Here is a 16,881-nt window from a genome sequence, read left to right on the forward strand (position 1 = left end):
TGGGGCCGCTAATGAGCCTGAGTTGAAATCATATTCAACTTCAGCATCCAAAGATTTATTTTCGATAGTTAAAAATGACCCTGTAGATAATATAATCGCCGCATTAAACAATGCATCGCCGTCTCAACTTCAACATTTAAATGAGGATGGCGATTCTCTCATGCATGTGGCTGTTAAGCGCGGAAATGCAGAGATTATCTCCATCTTATTTTCGCGTGGAATTTCTATATATCTAAAAAACTCTAAGTCAGGCTTAAGAGCTTCCGACTTACCCCAAACTGAAGATGTTCATAATCAGATTCGACGCATACATTTGGCAAATGTCGAAAAAATAAAATATTTTATCAACGATCATAACGACACAACACTACTAACTTATATTTCCCAATCTCAGATGCCTTGCGCACCCGTTCTCAATTATATTTTAGAACTAGTCATTCGGAATCGCCAAATTGAAGTCGAAAAATTCGGAGCTGATGATTTTTCAAGAATAAGTGCATCTGAAGAATGCCAGGTCGATAATTCTGATTTAATACAGGCTTGGTACCAGAGAGAGTTCGTATTTCAATTGAAGACTGGATTCAAAGATCTATCCGTTATTGAGTCCATTTCAAAAATCGGTCTAAAATCATTTTACCTAGTGGGAAAAAGCGGAAATTTAATTTCACCTTATCTATTGATTGATCAGAAATTCGCAATATTCGATAAAAACGATTTGTTTCACACAGGGACTTTATCATTTTCAAAAGAACGTGACGACGTCGTTACTCTTTTTTCAAAAATTGCGAATATCTCTAACGAGATTGCATTCTATTCAAGCGATTTGAAAAATTCCGTATCTTATAATCCTGAAGTTCAACTAAAAGGCCGAAATATTCCAGAACCATACTTCACTGACATACGCACTTTGAATTCGACCGACTCAGAACCAACTATCATAACCTCTTTAAAAAAAGAGGGATTTGAACTATGATACATTTTAAAAAAATTATAATTATCCTCATCCTATTTTCGCTAGCGGCTTGCTCATTTTCAAAAAACAATAACGCAAGCCCCAGTGCGCCATTGTCGAATAAGAGCAAAGCGGAAATTGATCTTCTTAACAGTAAGATCGCATCCGACGATGCCGACAAAGTTCACGAAGCCATTAGTTCGAATAAAAACTTACTAAATATGATCGACTCGAAGGGAATGCTTCCGCTTGATGTCGCTATTTCTAGAGGTCAGATAAACATTATTAACGACTTATTGGCACAAAATGCGTCTATATTTGTAAAGTCAATATCAAATCTCAGTCCGTATGAGAGACGCAGTTCTTTTTCAAAACAAGTAAAATCAATAATTGAAAACAGTGCTAAAAATTTATTTCATTCGAACATGAAAGCCATATTAAGTGGAGATACATTTAATCGCGACTTGCCATGCTCCGTGTTTTTCGAAAACTATATTGGTTTAAGCTCTAATAAGCGCGAAGAATACCCGCTTAAAAGTATTATTAGCATTCAAGACAGCCATTCTTGCATTAATGATCTTAACCTATCAACGACACAAGACCTTTTCTTCAAGGAATTGTATTTCCAAAGGCAAAATTTAGTTAGATCAACAGAGCTACTTCGTTTTTTAAAAACAGTCGCTGCAAACTCAAAACTATTGTTTAAGATCGAAATCCCACAAGGAACGATTGCTCTAACTCCTAGAGCTTTTATTTTGCAAATAGTTACATTTTCGAAAAACAATCTTTTAAAGATTCCTGGGGACCTGTCCTCTATCATTGGCGAAGATGACCTCGTTGCGGAAATCTATTCAAAAGACGGATTGCTACAGCGTAGTATTAAATCCAATGAGATTTTCAATTCGAGCGATTCTTTATTGATTTACGAATTACCTACTTCATCAATCTCAAATTTGCTTAAGTCTTCTTTTGACTCGGAACAACCGTTCTGGCCGATGTTTGCTTTAGAGAATCCAAATTGTTCTAAACTTTCAAAATTTATACTTTTCGACGGTCAACTTCATAATCCAGTTTCTGTCTCTGAAATCTGCCTAAATGACAATGCCTTGGAAAACTTCACGTGTTCAGATGATCGTCTATCCGAGATCCAATCACACATTGAAGAACAACTCTTTAGCGGAGCATTTGCTTCTAAATTCAATTTAAACAGTAATCAGAAATTATTAATCACCAATTACCTGTCATTTACTGCAATGAGAATTTCATTAGCAGGAGTCTTAACTCCAACATCTGCCGTACTTCACTCCGTTTATCGCAATCAATCTGTAACCGACGAGAAAAAGTTTTTGCGTGACGTTTTCGCGGGAATGATGCTCTTTCCCTCACAAGCAAACAAGGAGCGAAGATCCGAAACAGCAAACTACATAAACGATTTCGTGAAGATTACAAACGAAAATTTAGCGAGCTGCATGGGCAACCGCTGAGATATAATTTTTTATTAATATTTTCAAAAGAGATTATCAATGCGATTTGCCAGTAAACTTCTTATCGGTCTTTCTATCAGCCTGACTCCGGTGTTGGGTCTGGCTGATTCTATTATGGGTCGTATCGTTGACGTTCATGACGGCGACACCCTCACCGTACAAGTTCCCGGCGAAGCAAAGAAATATAAAATCCGCATGCTTGGGGTTGATACTCCTGAAGTTGAATTCTTTCAGAAGTCGCAAGGTGAAGCCGCGTTTATGGCGCGCGACTTCTTACGCTCGCTGGCTCCGGTTGGCAGTACGGCCACAGTTACCTATGACACCAATGGTTTTGATAAACACGATCGCATCCTAGGTCGTATTGTTGTGAACAACGTCGAAGTGAATCGCGCCATGCTTTCTGAGGGCTGGGGCTATTTTTACGTGATATTTCCATTCGATAAAAAAGTCATTGCCGAATACAGCGATCTTGCTGAACAAGCGTTCGAAAACAGAAAAGGACTTTTTTCTGCTAAATATTCTAACGTTGAGGCCCCTTACGAATTCCGTTTGCATGTACGCAATCAACAAGGTTTGAATCTTGTCGGCGACATTGAAACGAAAGCGCTGTACTCCCCGTCGGAAAGCGATCAAGTACCGGTATATCGCAGAGTCTTCTTTTCTGATCAGACACTTGCTGAACGCGCTGGCTACAAACGTAAATAATTATTTCAGAGAAAATTCTTTCATCAGTTGCGCCGCAATCGGATTTTCAATCTTGCGGCTTGCAGCCATTAACCAAATCTCTTCGTAAACGCCTTTCATTTTTCCCAGGGTAATCAATTTCTTTTCTTTCACTAATTCTTCGGCCACAACTTCATTAACGGGAATAAGACCGACACCTTCAGTTCCCAACAAACTTTGCAAACTTGTGTCTTGAGTTTCAGCGACGCAGTCCACTTTAATGCCATTCACATTAAAGAAGTGATCGATGTCAGGACGAAGTTTACTGTGCACCGTTGGAAAAACAAACGGCTGCCCTTCTAGCGAGTGCGGAAAATTCTTTTTTAGATTTTTATATTTCGCCGACGCACAAACCACCACATCAAGTTTTGCAACCGTCTTTGCATGTACCGTTTTGAAATCCACAGGCGGCGCGTAGTTCGACAATAACAAATCAACTTTATGCGCCTCAAGATCGCGCAGTAATTTGTCGCCCGATCCTTCAAGGACCGACACCATGCAATTGCCGACACCATAAGCCTGCACTAAGACTTCTTTTGTGATGTGTTTCGGAACACTGTCCAGCGCGCCAATCTGCACATGAATGCGATTGTTCACCAGACGATCTTCTAAGGCTTCCACCATCTCGGAACCTAAACGAAATACTTGGTCGGCATAGTCGTAAGCTATTCGTCCTGCCTCAGTCAGATGCAGTCTTTGCTTACTTCTCTCGAAAAGGGGACGCCCCAACGAGTCTTCCAATTGCTTTAATTGCGTGCTTAACGAAGGCTGCCCCACGTTCAGCTTTGCTGCGGCTTTGGCAATGCTGCCCTCTTTAGCGATCGTATAGAAGTATTGAAGATGATGATAATTAAGCCATTGCATGGGACATCCTATCATTGATTTAAGCGAAGAACTTATTACAGATTATCTATTTTTTAAATGTTTCGAAAGGAATTAAGATCAGATCTAGGAGGTTTTCTTGGTTCCTGAACTTTTATTCCCCTTTGCCGAATACTGGTGGTTCTACCTGGCTTTCATAGGCTTCGTGATGGGTATGCTTGCGCTCGATTTGGGTGTCTTTCATAAACACTCGCATACTGTCAGCTTTAAAGAGGCCACATTATGGTCCGCTGTTTGGGTGAGCTTAGCACTCGTCTTTAATGCTTTACTGTATTACTACACGCTCAACAAATTCGGCGATCCGAATACGGCGAAACAAGTCGGTCTTGAGTTCCTGACCGGCTATGTAATCGAGAAGTCTTTATCGATTGATAATATCTTCGTGTTCGTTGTGGTGTTTGGCTTCTTCGGTGTGCCTGCAAAATATCAGCACAGAGTTTTATTCTACGGAATTATCGGTGCTTTGATCTTCCGTGCGATCTTTATCGCTCTTGGCTCGGTATTGATGCAGTACCATGCTGTCGTGATGCTGTTTGGTATCTTCCTGATTATCACGGGTATTAAGATGGTGTTCTCACACGAAGGTAGCGTCGATCCGTCGAAGAACTGGTTGATTAAGCTCTTGAAAAAGCGTCTGCCCGTCGCTGATCGTATGCATGAAGATCACTTCTTCATTAAAGAAAACGGCGTGCGCATGGTGACTCCGCTGTTCATTGCTTTGATCTTCTTGGAATTTACTGACGTGATTTTCGCGGTCGATTCAGTGCCGGCGATCTTTGCGATTACGAAAGAACCCTTGATCGTATTTACGTCTAATATCTTTGCGATCTTAGGTTTGCGTTCGTTGTATTTCTTGTTGGCTGGAGTCGTAGATAAGTTCCATCTTTTGAAATACGGCTTAGCTGCGGTTCTTGTGTTCGTGGGTTTAAAAATGGTGTGGTTGAATAACCTTTTTGATGGCAAATTCCCGATTGGCATTTCTTTGGGTGTGATTGCCCTGTTAATTGGTGGTTCAATCGCGGCCTCGTTGTTGTTCCCTCCCAAAAAATAATGATGGGCGGAGATTCTCCGCCCCGTTATTTCGAGCTGAAACCTAGACCTTCGATTTAATCGTTAGGTAAAGGGCCAGGCAGTAGGTACAATAGGGGTATGAAGAAACGTCTGTTCTTTGCTCTCAATGCGACGGATCCCTTAAAGACAACCTTCTTGCCGACTTATAAAAAATTGAAAATCAATGCGGATCAACGTGAACTCGCTATGAAGTGGGTTCCGCTTGATAACTTGCATGCGACGATCACTTTTATCGGCCCTACCGAGGAAGAAAACATTCCTTTACTTGCCGCCGCTTTAGAAAAAGTGTGCGCAAACTTCGCACCCTTTGACTTAAAAATCGAAGACGTTAGCGCCTTTTCTAACGAACACGATGCGCGCGTTTTGTGGTTGGGTGTGCAAAACAAACGCTGCCTCAATACTTTCAAAAATATTCTTGAACAAGAGCTGATCGAGCAAAAATTGATCGCTCATGCGGAAGAGCGCGACTATGTTCCGCACATCACTTTCGCCCGTCTTCGCAATCCGAAGAGCGTGAAAGACATGCTTTCTCCATTTAAGAGAAAAAGCTTCGGCAAAATTCATGTCTCTGAGATTGTGTTGTATGAATCGCAGGTTCAGGGCAACTACACGGTTTACAAACCACTGATCCGTTGCAAACTGACTGGCGAAGTAGAAAAAACGAGCGAGGAAGTTTTCCTCGCTCCGTAAAAATTGAAACTATCTTCTCCAGCCGTAGCCGAAAAGATCGATGATGATTCTGTGGTCTTGAAGATTGAAGACCAACGAACCCCATGCACCACCTTCAAGACGTGGCCAGAAGAACACGCGTGTTGTGCACGTCAAACCTGGATTCAAAACCACTGGGCAGTTTGATTGCGCATCGTACATCGCGCCAGAGATTGTGATGCCTTTCACTTGCACAGCTTCATTCGCTGGTGCCGTCAAAGTAAAGTCTGCGAACATGCGCATACCCACAGTCACATTGCCAAAATTGTAGCGGTAATATTGATCAACAGGTTTCGCTTCAACCGCGAAAGTTCCCATGCTTTGTGCGAAAGAGAAAACCGGAGCGCACGCCAAAACCAAAGCCAACAATAACTTTTTCATAAATCCCCCTGTCTTCAAGTCTGAGAGAGGATTTCAAGAGTTGCAACTTTTACGGGCATTGAATAACGCGCCGTAGACCCAAAAAAGTGCCAGGCACTTTTGCGGAAAAAGTGGCAGACACCTTTTTGCCTTTTCGGAATAAAAAAAGGGAGCTTTTGGAGCTCCCTTTTTTTGTATTTCAACTTTTGTGAAATGTTAGATGCCTTGTTTGTGGCGTTCTTCGTCGTCGACGTGAGTTTGGATGCCGCCTTTTAGATTTGGACGGTATGCCAAGTGATTGATGTCGTAGATGAACTTGCCACCGTTCACTGCTGGCGTTTGCCATTCAGGTCCCAAGCGAACAGCGTCCACTGGGCACGCTTCTTCACAGTAACCGCAGAATACGCAGCGAAGGATATCGATTTCGTATTGGATTGGGAACTTTTCAACCGATGGGTCGTTATGTTCAGCCGCTACGATTTTGATACATTCAGCAGGACAGTTCGTCGCGCACAACATACAAGCTGTGCAACGAAGAGATCCGTCTTTTTTCACAGTCAAAATGTGGTTCCCTTTGAATCGTGGAGAGTATTCATACTTCTCTTCCGGATAGTTCAGGGTCATCATTTTTTTCTGATTGAAGAGGTTCTTGATCAAATGCTTTCCAGTGATCGCAAGACCACCAAGAACACCCGGCAAGTACCATTTGGCCTTTTCAGAGTTGTTTTGCATTACGCTCATAGGCTACCTCTCTTAAATACAAACTCATTCTTTTTACGCGCTTCCAACTCAACTTGGTCAGGACGTTGATTCAACGGCAAGAACTCGTTCGCAGGAGTTGCTTGAATTGTCAGGTTTTTACCAGACAACAACAACGCTGCTTCAGTCAAAGTCAGAGCTTCAGAAACAACAACAGTCGCTTTTTTGAATTTTTGTTCAAGACCAGCGTGGTTGATGAATGTTCCATCTTTCTCTACGAAAGTTTTCATTGGAATGATCCATGCGTTGTTGTTCATTTGCGCCAAAGCATCGTGCTTAGCTGCTTGCAACCAGATCACGTTTTGCGCTTTAGAAATTTCTTTCGCGCGCTCTGCGAAGTCTGGGAACACTGCCAAGTTTTCAGGACCCGCGACAACAACCGTTTTGATTGCACCGCTAGAAAGACCTGCAGACAAATCAGCCCATGTAGCAGAGATGCCGTGCTTTTCTAGAACCTTCAACAAACCTTTTGTATTCGGGTTTTTGTCACCGCGGATAAGAAGGTTATCGAAAGAATCGAAAGTCTCCTTATTGTTGATCCAGAAATATACTTTCTTAGATTTGAATTCATTTACGAACGTATTCACGATCGCTTCGAATTCTTCAACTGTGTACTGAGCTGTCAATACAAGAGCCGCTGAATCGCCAGCAGAAGCTTTCAATACTTCTGAAGCCGCTTTCGCTGCAGCACCTGCGTGCATTTCAGTCCAACCACCGTTCGTGCGAACTTGTGCTTTCACGTAACGAACGTCTTTGTTTACGAATTTATAGATGTCACGACCTTCATCGCACATCCAGTAACCGTTCACTTGTTCGTTGTATACTGGTTTAACACGGAAGAAACCTTCGCGGTTGTAGTATACTTTTACGTTACAGCCAGTTGAGCAACCGTTACATACAGTCTCTGCGTCTTTTAGATACCAAACGCGCTGACGGAAACGGAAGTCTTTTGAAGTCAATGCACCTACTGGGCAGATATCCACTGTGTTCAGTGAGTATTTGTTATCCAAAGGCATACCATCGTGAGTACCGATTTCAGTACGGTCACCACGGTTGAAAAGACCCAATTCATTTGTTTTAGAAACTTCTTCTGTGAAACGAACACAGCGAGAGCACAAGATACAACGTTCAGAATCCAAAACCACAGTTGGGCCCAAGTCCACAACCTTGTGTTTCTTTTGTTTTGGCTCTGCCATTTCTGGATCGTACTTACCGTACTCCATGTATTGATCTTGTAGACCGCACTCACCGGCTTGGTCACAGATAGGGCAATCCAAAGGATGGTTGATCAAGTGGAAGTCTAGACCCCACTTCACAGCGTCTTTCACTTTGTCAGACGTGTTGTTGATCTTCATACCTTCAGTAACCATTGTGTTACATGCGATTTGAACGCGTGGATTTCCTTCGATCTCCACCATACAAAGACGGCATACACCAGCAACAGACAATCCCGGGTGCCAGCAATAGTGAGCGATACGATCGCCAGACTGTTGCATCGCCTCGATGATCGACGTGCCTTCTTTTACTTCGACTTCTTTGCCATTAATGGTGCATTTCGGCATATGTCGTTCCTTTTACTTTCGAGCGTCCTTCACGAACGTAGAATTCAAATTCATCTCTGAACTTATTAACAAAACTCAAAACAGGCAAAGCAGCAGCGTCTGAAAGAGCGCAGATTGTTTTACCTTTCATGTTGTCAGCAACTTTGATCAACAAATCGATATCTTGAAGACGACCGCGGCCTTCCAAGATCGAATGAAGAATCTTATCCAACCAACCTGTACCTTCACGGCATGGAGTACATTGACCGCATGATTCGTGAGCGTAGAAGTGAGTCAAAACACCCAACATATCAACCATACATTGAGAGTCATCCATCACGATCACCGCACCAGAACCCAACATTGAGCCCAAGCCAGCAAGTGATTCGTAATCTAGATTTGCTTTTCCAACTTCTTCAGCCGTCAAGATCGGAGCAGAAGAACCACCAGGGATAACCGCCTTCAATTTGCGACCTGGTTTCATACCGCCACACTCTTTGTTGATAAGATCAATCAAAGGGTAACCCAATGGAACTTCATAGTTACCTGGCTTCATCACGTTACCAGATACAGAGAACAATTTCGTTCCCGCAGATTTTTCAGTTCCAAATTTACGGTAAGCTTGTGCGCCATCTTTTACGATGTAAGTCACTGCTGCCAAAGTTTCTACGTTGTTCACGATAGTTGGTTTGCGCAAGTAACCTTGAACCGCAGGGAATGGAGGTTTCAATTTTGGTTGGCCTTTCAAGCCTTCCAAAGAAGAAATCATACCTGTCTCTTCACCGCAGATGTAAGCGCCGGCGCCACGGTACACATCAAGGTCAAAGTCGAAACCTGAACCCAAAATGTTTTTACCTAGCAAGCCCGCTGCATAAGCTTCTTTGATCGCTTTGTTCAAAACTTCGATCGGGTAAACGTATTCACCACGAACGTAGATATAACCTTTATTAGAACCCACCGCGAAACCAGAGATAATCATACCTTCGATCAATTGGTGAGGAGCACGCTCCATCATCATACGATCTTTGAAAGTACCAGGTTCACCTTCATCGGCGTTGCATAGCAAGTAACGAGGTTCTCCGTTTTTAGGAAGGAAGCCCCATTTCATACCTGTTGGGAAACCCGCACCACCACGACCACGAAGACCAGAAGCCTTCACTTCGTCGATGATTTGTTGCGGTTGCATTTTCAAAGCTTTAGGCAAAGTTTCGTAACCGCCCTTAGATTTGTAACCAGCCAAAGTTTGATATTCTGGCAAGTGATAAAATTCTGTAAGAATCTTTGCTTCAGCCATTATTTCATACCTCTCAAAAGATTCATTGCAGTCTCTGGAGTTAGTTTCTCGTGATAAGTGTCATTCACTTGCATCATAGGAGCTGTGCCGCAAGAGCCAAGGCACTCTACTTTGCTAACTGTGAAACGACCATCAGAAGTGATTTCGTTGTATTTCACACCTAGCTCGTGGCAGATGTGCGAAGCCAGTTCACGACCGCCTTCCAAAGCGCAAGAAATATTCGTGCACACTTGCACGTGGTATTTACCTACAGGCTCTTGGTTGAACATCGTGTAGAACTTAAATACTTCATTGATACGTGCTTCAGGAATATCCATCACTTGTGACAAGTGACGGATAATATCTGGAGTGATGAAGCCGCTATTTTCTTTTTGAGCAATATAAAGACTTGGAATGATCGCAGACTCTTTCGCTTCATAGCGAGCAAGTTCTGCTTTTACGTTAGCCAAGCCTTGTTCAGAAAGTTTAAACATCTTTTTCCCTCGGAATTAGCGATCTAATTCGCCGGCAATAAGGTTCATAGAAGCGATTGTCGCAATCGCATCCGCCAACATCGCGCCTTTAACTACAGTCGGATAAGACTGATAGATAGCGAAGCAAGGTGGACGAACTTTCAAACGGTATGGATTTGCAGAGCCATCGCTCACTAGATAGAAACCTAGCTCACCGTTTGCAGCTTCAGTTGCATCGTAAACTTCGCCAACTGGTGGACGAAGACCTTTAATGATCAACATGAAGTGGTTCATCAAACCTTCGATATTACCGTAAACATCTTTTTTCTCTGGAAGAACGATGCCTTTGTCGCGGATTGTGTAATCGCCACCAGGAACGTTTTTGCAGACTTGTTCAATGATACGAACTGATTGGCGCATTTCTTCGAAACGAACCAAGTAACGATCATAGATGTCACCAGAAGTTCCAACTGGAACGTCGAAATCCAATGAATCGTAACCATAATAAGGTTGCGCTTTACGCAAATCCAAATTCACGCCAGAAGCACGAAGAAGAGGACCCGTGTAACCCCATTGAATTGCATCTTGTGCATTCACTGGGCAGATACCGCGAGTACGTTGGATAAAGATTTTGTTATCCAAAACCATCGCAGCCATTTCATCAGTACCACGACGGATCTCTTTACAAAGAGCTAGAACTTCATCGTACCAACCTTCAGGTGCATCTTGAGCCATACCACCAACGCGAGTCATTGATACAGTCAAACGAGCGCCGCAAAGTTTTTCGAACAAAGAGTAAACTTGTTCACGCAAACCGAACATGAAGAAGAATGAAGTCAAAGCACCCAAGTCCATCGCGCCAGTACCGATTGCAATCGTGTGGTCGATGATACGAGAAAGCTCTGCCAAGATCACACGCATCGCTTGTGCTTTTGCTGGGATTTCAACACCCAACAAACGCTCAACCGCTTTACAGTAACCAATGTTGTTCATTGGAGCCGAGCAGTAGTTCAAACGGTCTGTGTATGGAATAACTTGGTTGTACGGATGAGTTTCCGCCATTTTTTCGAAGCAACGGTGAAGATAACCGATTTCGTTGTTACAACGAACGATTGTCTCGCCATCCATTTCAGCCATCACACGAAGAGTTCCGTGCATTGCTGTATGGGCTGGACCGATGTTCAAAGGAACATATTTATCATTCAATACGTTACCTGGAGAACCCGGTTCGTTATTGAAGTGAATTGGCAATGAAGTTGTACAAGCTTGTTGGTGATTCGCATCGTAATCTTTGCGAAGTGGATGACCCACAAACTGGTGATGCGTCAAAATACGACGCAAGTTTGGATGACCGTCGAAAACGATACCGAACATGTCGTAAGCTTCGCGTTCAAACCAGTCAGCACCACGGTAAGCAGGAATCGCTGTACCGATAGACTCCCCTTCACCTACTTGCGCTTTCACGCGTAGACGAGAGTTATCTTTTGAAGAGAACAAGTGATAAACAACGTCGAAACGTTTTTCACGAGTTGGATAATCGGCACCACAAACGTCCATCAAGAAATCAAACTCGCCAGAGTCTTTGAAGTGTTGAAGAACTTTTGGCGCGTCTTCTTTTGGAACTTCCAAAACATTATCACCCACAGCGTGAGTGAATTTGAAGTTCTCAATCTTGAACTTGCCAGCAAGGCTTTGTTTTAAATTCTCAAGCTTGTTCATATGGGCTCTTCCAGTTGTCTTTCCAAGGGCGTGGAGTATTTGTAGCAATCATACGTTGCAAAGCCATGATACCGTCCATCACCGCTTCTGGTGTTGGAGGGCAACCTGGGATGTACACGTCGACAGGAATCACTTTATCAACTCCTTGAAGAACGTGATAAGCGCGGTAGAAACCACCAGAGCTTGCACATGCACCCATTGCGATCACGTATTTTGGTTCCAGCATTTGCTGATAAATACGAGTGATAACAGGAGCCATTTTTTCTGTGATTGTACCTGCAACAACAAGCAAGTCCGCTTGACGTGGAGAGAAGCGCGCAACTTCAGCTCCGAAACGAGCCAAGTCGTACTTCGGTCCCATCACCGACATGAATTCGATACCGCAACAAGCAGTACCGTAAGGCATTGGCCACAACGAGTTTTTACGACCCCATGCTACGATGTGATCTAACTTCGATGTGAACGCGAAATCTCGCGACATATCGTCGACTGCTTGAGTCCCTGTAGCGCCTCCGTGAGACGCAGAACCCTGCACTTCATTCTTGTGCATAAATACACCTCTGCAATTTCAATTAGCTATCATTAAGTAGTTACTGAAAATCCGTAATCCTGACAACTAGATATGTGATTATAGATAGTGCGTCTGATTTCTTCAACGCGCAGTTGCAAAGGCTTGTTAATGAAATTGATTATCCCCTCGATTCCGAAGAAACTTAAATTTCAACTCAACATCAGTCGAGCAACCTCGCTATAACTTTCCACTTTGTCTCTTCACATGAAGGGAAGTGATAGTGAATTTCATCTCAAGGAAGGAAAAAACATGAATAAAGTCGCAGTCAGTTTGGTTTCTGCACTCTTCGCCTTCGGATTATCGGCCCACGCTCAGCATAAAACCCAAGATTTGCTCATTAAGTTAGCACCTGGGTTCACTGAGATCGAACTTCAGGGCGCTAAAGTTGAAAAATTAACGGATTCCTGGGTTCGAGTTCTTGCTCCAAAAAACTTCAGCGTAAACAACTTGGTTAAAAATCCAGCGGTCGAGTTCGTACAACCGAACTACAAAATCTCTTTAATGGAAGATCACATGATTCAGGACCCGCTTCGTCGTGCGGCTCTTGCCAAAATGTTGCGCAGAAATCCGCAAGAACAAATCATGGCTCCTAAAGACAATCCGGCTATTCCTGACGCTCCGCAAGCTACAACCGGTGCAGATCCTTTGTTTAACAAACAATGGGGCATGCTGAACATCGGCGTTGAAGAAGCTTGGAAAGTGACAAAAGGAAATCCTGATTTCATCGTGGCTGTGATCGACACAGGCGTTGATTATACTCACGAAGATCTTTTGCCAAATATCTGGAGAAACACAAAAGAGATTCCTAACAACGGTATCGATGACGACAACAACGGTTACATCGACGACGTAATCGGTTGGGATTTCGCTGCGAATGACAACAAACCTTACGATCTATCAGTGGATCCTTTAGACATCTTGTTCAAAGGTGGCAACCCAGGTCACGGCACTCACTGTGCTGGCAACGTGGCAGCTCGTGGTGACAATGGCAAAGGTATCGCTGGCGTTGCTCCGAATGTAAAAATCATGGCTTTGCGTTTCATCACTGAAAAAGGTCAAGGCACAACAGCTGACGCGATCAAAGCAATTAAATATGCGGTTGATAATGGCGCGAAAGTTCTAAGCAACTCTTGGGGTTCTGAAGGTGAAGATCCATCTGAAGGCCAAGAAAACCAAGCATTGCGCGATGCTGTTCAGTACGCTCAAGATCACGACGTCTTATTTGTAGCGGCGGCTGGTAACGGTCACCAAGGTAAAGGCTACAGCAACGACACAGATCCAAAACCTTCTTATCCTGCGACGTACCCACACGCGAATATCGTGTCGGTTGCGGCAATTGATTCTAAAGATAACTTGGGTTCATTCTCGAACTGGGGTCAAAAAACTGTGCACGTGGCTGCTCCGGGTGTTGCTGTGTTCTCAACAATGGTTGGCAATCAGTACTCTGATATCGTGATTGATAAATTCGGTTTCAAAGCAACTTGGGATGGTACTTCAATGGCGTGTCCTCACGTTGCAGGTGCGGCGGCTCTTTACTGGTCTGCTCACCCAGAGAAAACTTATGCTGATGTGAAAGCTGCGATCATCGGCTCGGCGAAGAAACTTCCAAACCTTTCAGATAAAACAGTTTCTGGTGGTAAATTGGATGTTGAAGCCCTTTTGAAATTCTAGTTCATCGTTTTGAAATTTTAGTTTTCTAAAAAAGGAGTTCATCACGAACTCCTTTTTTTTGCCCGAAATGTTCTTTAGCAAAAAGCGAAATCGGCGACAGTTCTTAAAGCGTCTTACTTAATCTTAATTTGTAAATCATGGGTTCATCAAAAAAAGTTAAGAACAGCTCTTGTTCCTTTTCTTTTAACACCACAAAGGATGAATCATGCGCGCTTTGTTTCCAGCTTTGATCGTAGCACTTTCGGCATCTTCAGCTTTAGCAGAAGAGTATATGGTCGACCCGGCTCACACTGTGATTCAGTTTACAGTTCCGCATTTGGTTGTTTCAAAGGTCAAAGGTCGCTTCGATAAATTCGACGGCACTTTTCAGTTCGATGAGAAGTCTCAGAAACTAGATAAAGTGATGATCAACATTCAAGCGGACTCAATCAATACCAACGAAAAGGATCGCGATAAACATTTGCGCAGTCCTGATTTCTTAGACGTCGCTAAATTTCCAAAGATCACATTCAAAGGCAAAAAAACGGTTTATGACAATGCGAAACCGAAAAAAATCGAAGGTGACTTAACAATCCACGGAATCACGAAACCTGTGACTTTGGATATCGAATACAAAGGTGCAGTGACGGATCCATGGGGCAATCGTCATTTGGCATTCGACGCCGAAACCAAAATCAATCGCAAGGACTATGGGCTGAACTGGAATAAAGCACTTGAAGCTGGCGGTTTTGTCGTCGGTGACGAAGTCAAAATCGAAATCGAAGGCGAAGCGGTTATTGCGAATCAAAAAAAATAAGGGAGCAACAAATGACGAAATCAGTACTTACAAGATCAGCACTATCAGGCCTGCTTGCAGCTGGAGCCTTGGGACTGTCACTGACAGCACATGGAGCCGACACTCATAAAACGGATGTCGCGACAGTCGAAGGCGAATGCCACGGCGTCAATTCATGCAAAGGCAAAGGCGACTGTGGCGGCAAAGGTCACTCTTGCGCGGGAAAAAATTCTTGCAAAGGCCAAGGCTGGGTCAAGATGACGAAAGAAAAGTGCGCCGAAGCTCACGGCAAATTTAAAGAAGATAAATCAGGCAAGGCCGGATAAAAATGACACAACATTTTAATAATAAAGTGGGGATGGGTTTGCGCCCTCCCCACTATCCGTATTTAGAGGCGCATCCATCAACTGCGGTTTCATGGTTTGAAGCGATCAGCGAAAACTACATGGATTCTCGCGGCCGTCCCTTGGAAGTTTTGACGAGCATTCGCAAAAACTATCCGGTGGCTTTGCATGGAGTCAGCTTGAACGTCGGCAGCGCTGAAGGCGTTCGTTTAGATTATCTCAACAAACTGCGCGACCTGATCGATCAAGTCGAACCGTTTATCGTTTCTGATCATTTATGTTGGACGGGTTTTCAATCTCACAACATGCATGACCTTCTGCCCCTCCCCTATACAGAAGAAGCGATTCAAACGGTCGTGAACAATATCGATTTTGTGCAGAACTATTTGCATCGTCCGATGGTGTTCGAAAATATTTCGACCTACGTCGGTTACCGCAATAATGAAATGTCCGAATGGGAATTTGTCACAGAGATTTCCAAACGCTCAGGTTGCGCTTTATTGTTGGATTTAACCAACGCCTATATCAACGCCAATAATCATGGCTATGATGTTTACGATTTCGTTGATTCAATTCCGCTAGACCGTGTTGCGCAGATTCATCTGGCAGGACCGCGTGATTATGAAACTTATATGTTTGATACTCACTCGGAGGACATTCCAGAGCCCATTTGGGATTTATTCAGCGATCTTGCGCCACGTATTCGTCACATTCCAATTTCAATCGAGCGTGATGATAACATTCCCGATTTTCAGGATTTGGAATGTGAAGTGATCAAAGCAGCCCTTATTTTGGAGAAGTCACATGACACTCAACGAACTTCAGTCTTTGTTTAAAAGACAAATTATCGAAGGCGAAGCAGATTCGGCCGTACTGAAAATCTTTAAACCCGGAGGGCAGTTGTCTTTATCGCAAGCCTTCGGAGTTTATCACGACAGCTATCTGGCGCGTTTAACCGAAGCGTTGCGCGAAACCTTCGAGGGAGTCCACTGGGTTTTAGGCGATAAATTATTTGATGAAGTTGCACACACGTATATCGCGACCGAACCTTCGGTGTCTTATAATTTATCGGATTACGGCAGTAACTTTCCAGACTTCTTGCAGCTTCAGCACGCGATGATGGGCATTCCATTCATTGGGGATCTGGCGCGTTTCGAGTGGAAATTTAAAAACATCTTCCATGCACAAACTCCGAATCCCCTTCCGGTTGAACGAGTTCAAGAGCTGATTAGCGCGGAAGATTTCAAAGTGAACTTCATTGATGCGATGACGTTATTTAAAAGTCCTTACGCCATCTACGAATTGTGGAGTCATCGCAAAGAACCCCAATACGAATTCGAAGACATCAATTGGAATCAGCCAGAAAATCTTTTGGTGTATAAGAAAGATAAAAAAATCTATGTCCGTCGCATCGACGCCACGGAATTCAAAGTGTTGGAGAGCCTGCAAGACGGTCACTCTGTAACCGAAGCTCTCGCAGACTCAGCCAATACGCTGACACCGGATAAAATCAGCCTGCTCTTCCAAATGATGATGCAAGCTGGAATCATCGACGACATCAGCGAGCTCTAGAAT

18 protein-coding genes are annotated in these 16,881 nt (G+C 43.5%); 10 read left to right on the forward strand and 8 right to left on the reverse strand.

The window, feature by feature from the left end:
* The first annotated feature begins 22 nt into the window (after positions 1 to 22).
* From DOE51_RS15275 to DOE51_RS15285, 3 genes are read left to right on the forward strand one after another with little or no spacing between them, the layout of a single operon-like run.
* Positions 23 to 973, forward strand: coding sequence for an ankyrin repeat domain-containing protein (locus DOE51_RS15275; protein ID WP_142697403.1), 951 nt, complete (start codon positions 23 to 25; stop codon positions 971 to 973).
* Positions 970 to 2,436 (forward strand): ankyrin repeat domain-containing protein, encoded by a 1,467-nt coding sequence (locus tag DOE51_RS15280; protein ID WP_142697404.1) that lies wholly within the window; start codon positions 970 to 972, stop codon positions 2,434 to 2,436. The genes DOE51_RS15275 and DOE51_RS15280 overlap by 4 nt, the downstream gene beginning before the upstream one ends.
* Before the next feature lie 39 nt (positions 2,437 to 2,475).
* Positions 2,476 to 3,141, forward strand: coding sequence for a thermonuclease family protein (locus tag DOE51_RS15285; RefSeq protein ID WP_142697405.1), 666 nt, complete (start codon positions 2,476 to 2,478; stop codon positions 3,139 to 3,141).
* On the opposite strand, the gene DOE51_RS15290 is transcribed toward DOE51_RS15285, so the two are convergent.
* On the reverse strand, positions 3,142 to 4,023 hold the full coding sequence (locus DOE51_RS15290) for a LysR family transcriptional regulator (RefSeq protein ID WP_246845118.1): 882 nt from the start codon (positions 4,021 to 4,023) through the stop codon (positions 3,142 to 3,144).
* Positions 4,024 to 4,120: 97 nt separating this feature from the next.
* On the opposite strand from DOE51_RS15290, the gene DOE51_RS15295 reads away from it, so the two are divergent.
* The gene (locus DOE51_RS15295) at positions 4,121 to 5,092 is read left to right on the forward strand and encodes a TerC family protein (protein ID WP_142697407.1); all 972 of its coding nucleotides are present in this window, start codon (positions 4,121 to 4,123) and stop codon (positions 5,090 to 5,092) included.
* Between the two features lie 98 nt (positions 5,093 to 5,190).
* Positions 5,191 to 5,802, forward strand: a complete 612-nt coding sequence (gene thpR, locus DOE51_RS15300) for an RNA 2',3'-cyclic phosphodiesterase (RefSeq protein ID WP_142697408.1) — start codon at positions 5,191 to 5,193, stop codon at positions 5,800 to 5,802.
* 9 nt (positions 5,803 to 5,811) lie between these two features.
* Here thpR and DOE51_RS15305 read toward each other — a convergent pair whose 3' ends face one another.
* The 7 genes from DOE51_RS15305 to DOE51_RS15335 all read right to left on the reverse strand — a co-directional run bounded on the left by DOE51_RS15305 (position 5,812) and on the right by DOE51_RS15335 (position 12,495).
* Positions 5,812 to 6,201 (reverse strand): hypothetical protein, encoded by a 390-nt coding sequence (locus tag DOE51_RS15305; RefSeq protein ID WP_142697409.1) that lies wholly within the window; start codon positions 6,199 to 6,201, stop codon positions 5,812 to 5,814.
* Between the two features lie 195 nt (positions 6,202 to 6,396).
* On the reverse strand, positions 6,397 to 6,921 hold the full coding sequence (locus DOE51_RS15310; RefSeq protein ID WP_142697410.1) for an NADH-quinone oxidoreductase subunit I: 525 nt from the start codon (positions 6,919 to 6,921) through the stop codon (positions 6,397 to 6,399).
* Positions 6,918 to 8,501 (reverse strand): 2Fe-2S iron-sulfur cluster-binding protein, encoded by a 1,584-nt coding sequence (locus DOE51_RS15315; protein WP_142697411.1) that lies wholly within the window; start codon positions 8,499 to 8,501, stop codon positions 6,918 to 6,920. The genes DOE51_RS15310 and DOE51_RS15315 overlap by 4 nt, the downstream gene beginning before the upstream one ends.
* Positions 8,482 to 9,774 carry an NADH-quinone oxidoreductase subunit NuoF gene (gene nuoF / locus DOE51_RS15320; protein ID WP_142697412.1) on the reverse strand — a complete coding sequence of 431 codons (1,293 nt, stop codon included), beginning with the start codon at positions 9,772 to 9,774 and terminating at the stop codon, positions 8,482 to 8,484. Before nuoF ends, DOE51_RS15315 begins: the two co-directional genes overlap by 20 nt.
* On the reverse strand, positions 9,774 to 10,247 hold the full coding sequence (locus tag DOE51_RS15325) for an NAD(P)H-dependent oxidoreductase subunit E (protein ID WP_142697413.1): 474 nt from the start codon (positions 10,245 to 10,247) through the stop codon (positions 9,774 to 9,776). The genes nuoF and DOE51_RS15325 overlap by 1 nt, the downstream gene beginning before the upstream one ends.
* 15 nt (positions 10,248 to 10,262) lie before the next feature.
* A complete protein-coding gene (gene nuoD / locus DOE51_RS15330) occupies positions 10,263 to 11,945 on the reverse strand; it encodes an NADH dehydrogenase (quinone) subunit D (protein ID WP_142697414.1) in 1,683 nt (560 codons plus the stop codon).
* A complete protein-coding gene (locus DOE51_RS15335; protein WP_371726445.1) occupies positions 11,932 to 12,495 on the reverse strand; it encodes an NADH-quinone oxidoreductase subunit B in 564 nt (187 codons plus the stop codon). Before DOE51_RS15335 ends, nuoD begins: the two co-directional genes overlap by 14 nt.
* 270 nt (positions 12,496 to 12,765) lie before the next feature.
* Here DOE51_RS15335 and DOE51_RS15340 point away from each other — a divergent pair, with 270 nt between their 5' ends.
* From DOE51_RS15340 to DOE51_RS15360, 5 genes are all read left to right on the forward strand, one after another.
* A complete protein-coding gene (locus tag DOE51_RS15340) occupies positions 12,766 to 14,187 on the forward strand; it encodes a S8 family peptidase (protein ID WP_142697415.1) in 1,422 nt (473 codons plus the stop codon).
* A 205-nt stretch (positions 14,188 to 14,392) separates the two neighbouring features.
* Entirely contained in the window at positions 14,393 to 14,983 is a 591-nt protein-coding gene (locus tag DOE51_RS15345) for a YceI family protein (protein WP_142697416.1), read from the forward strand.
* A gap of 11 nt (positions 14,984 to 14,994) precedes the next feature.
* The gene (locus DOE51_RS15350) at positions 14,995 to 15,288 is read left to right on the forward strand and encodes a hypothetical protein (protein WP_142697417.1); all 294 of its coding nucleotides are present in this window, start codon (positions 14,995 to 14,997) and stop codon (positions 15,286 to 15,288) included.
* A gap of 2 nt (positions 15,289 to 15,290) precedes the next feature.
* Positions 15,291 to 16,142, forward strand: coding sequence for a DUF692 domain-containing protein (locus DOE51_RS15355; RefSeq protein WP_246845119.1), 852 nt, complete (start codon positions 15,291 to 15,293; stop codon positions 16,140 to 16,142).
* The gene (locus DOE51_RS15360; protein ID WP_142697418.1) at positions 16,111 to 16,878 is read left to right on the forward strand and encodes a DNA-binding domain-containing protein; all 768 of its coding nucleotides are present in this window, start codon (positions 16,111 to 16,113) and stop codon (positions 16,876 to 16,878) included. Before DOE51_RS15355 ends, DOE51_RS15360 begins: the two co-directional genes overlap by 32 nt.
* Positions 16,879 to 16,881 lie beyond the last annotated feature (3 nt).

It is taken from the genome of Bdellovibrio sp. NC01 (genome assembly GCF_006874625.1).
Lineage (GTDB): Bacteria > Bdellovibrionota > Bdellovibrionia > Bdellovibrionales > Bdellovibrionaceae > Bdellovibrio.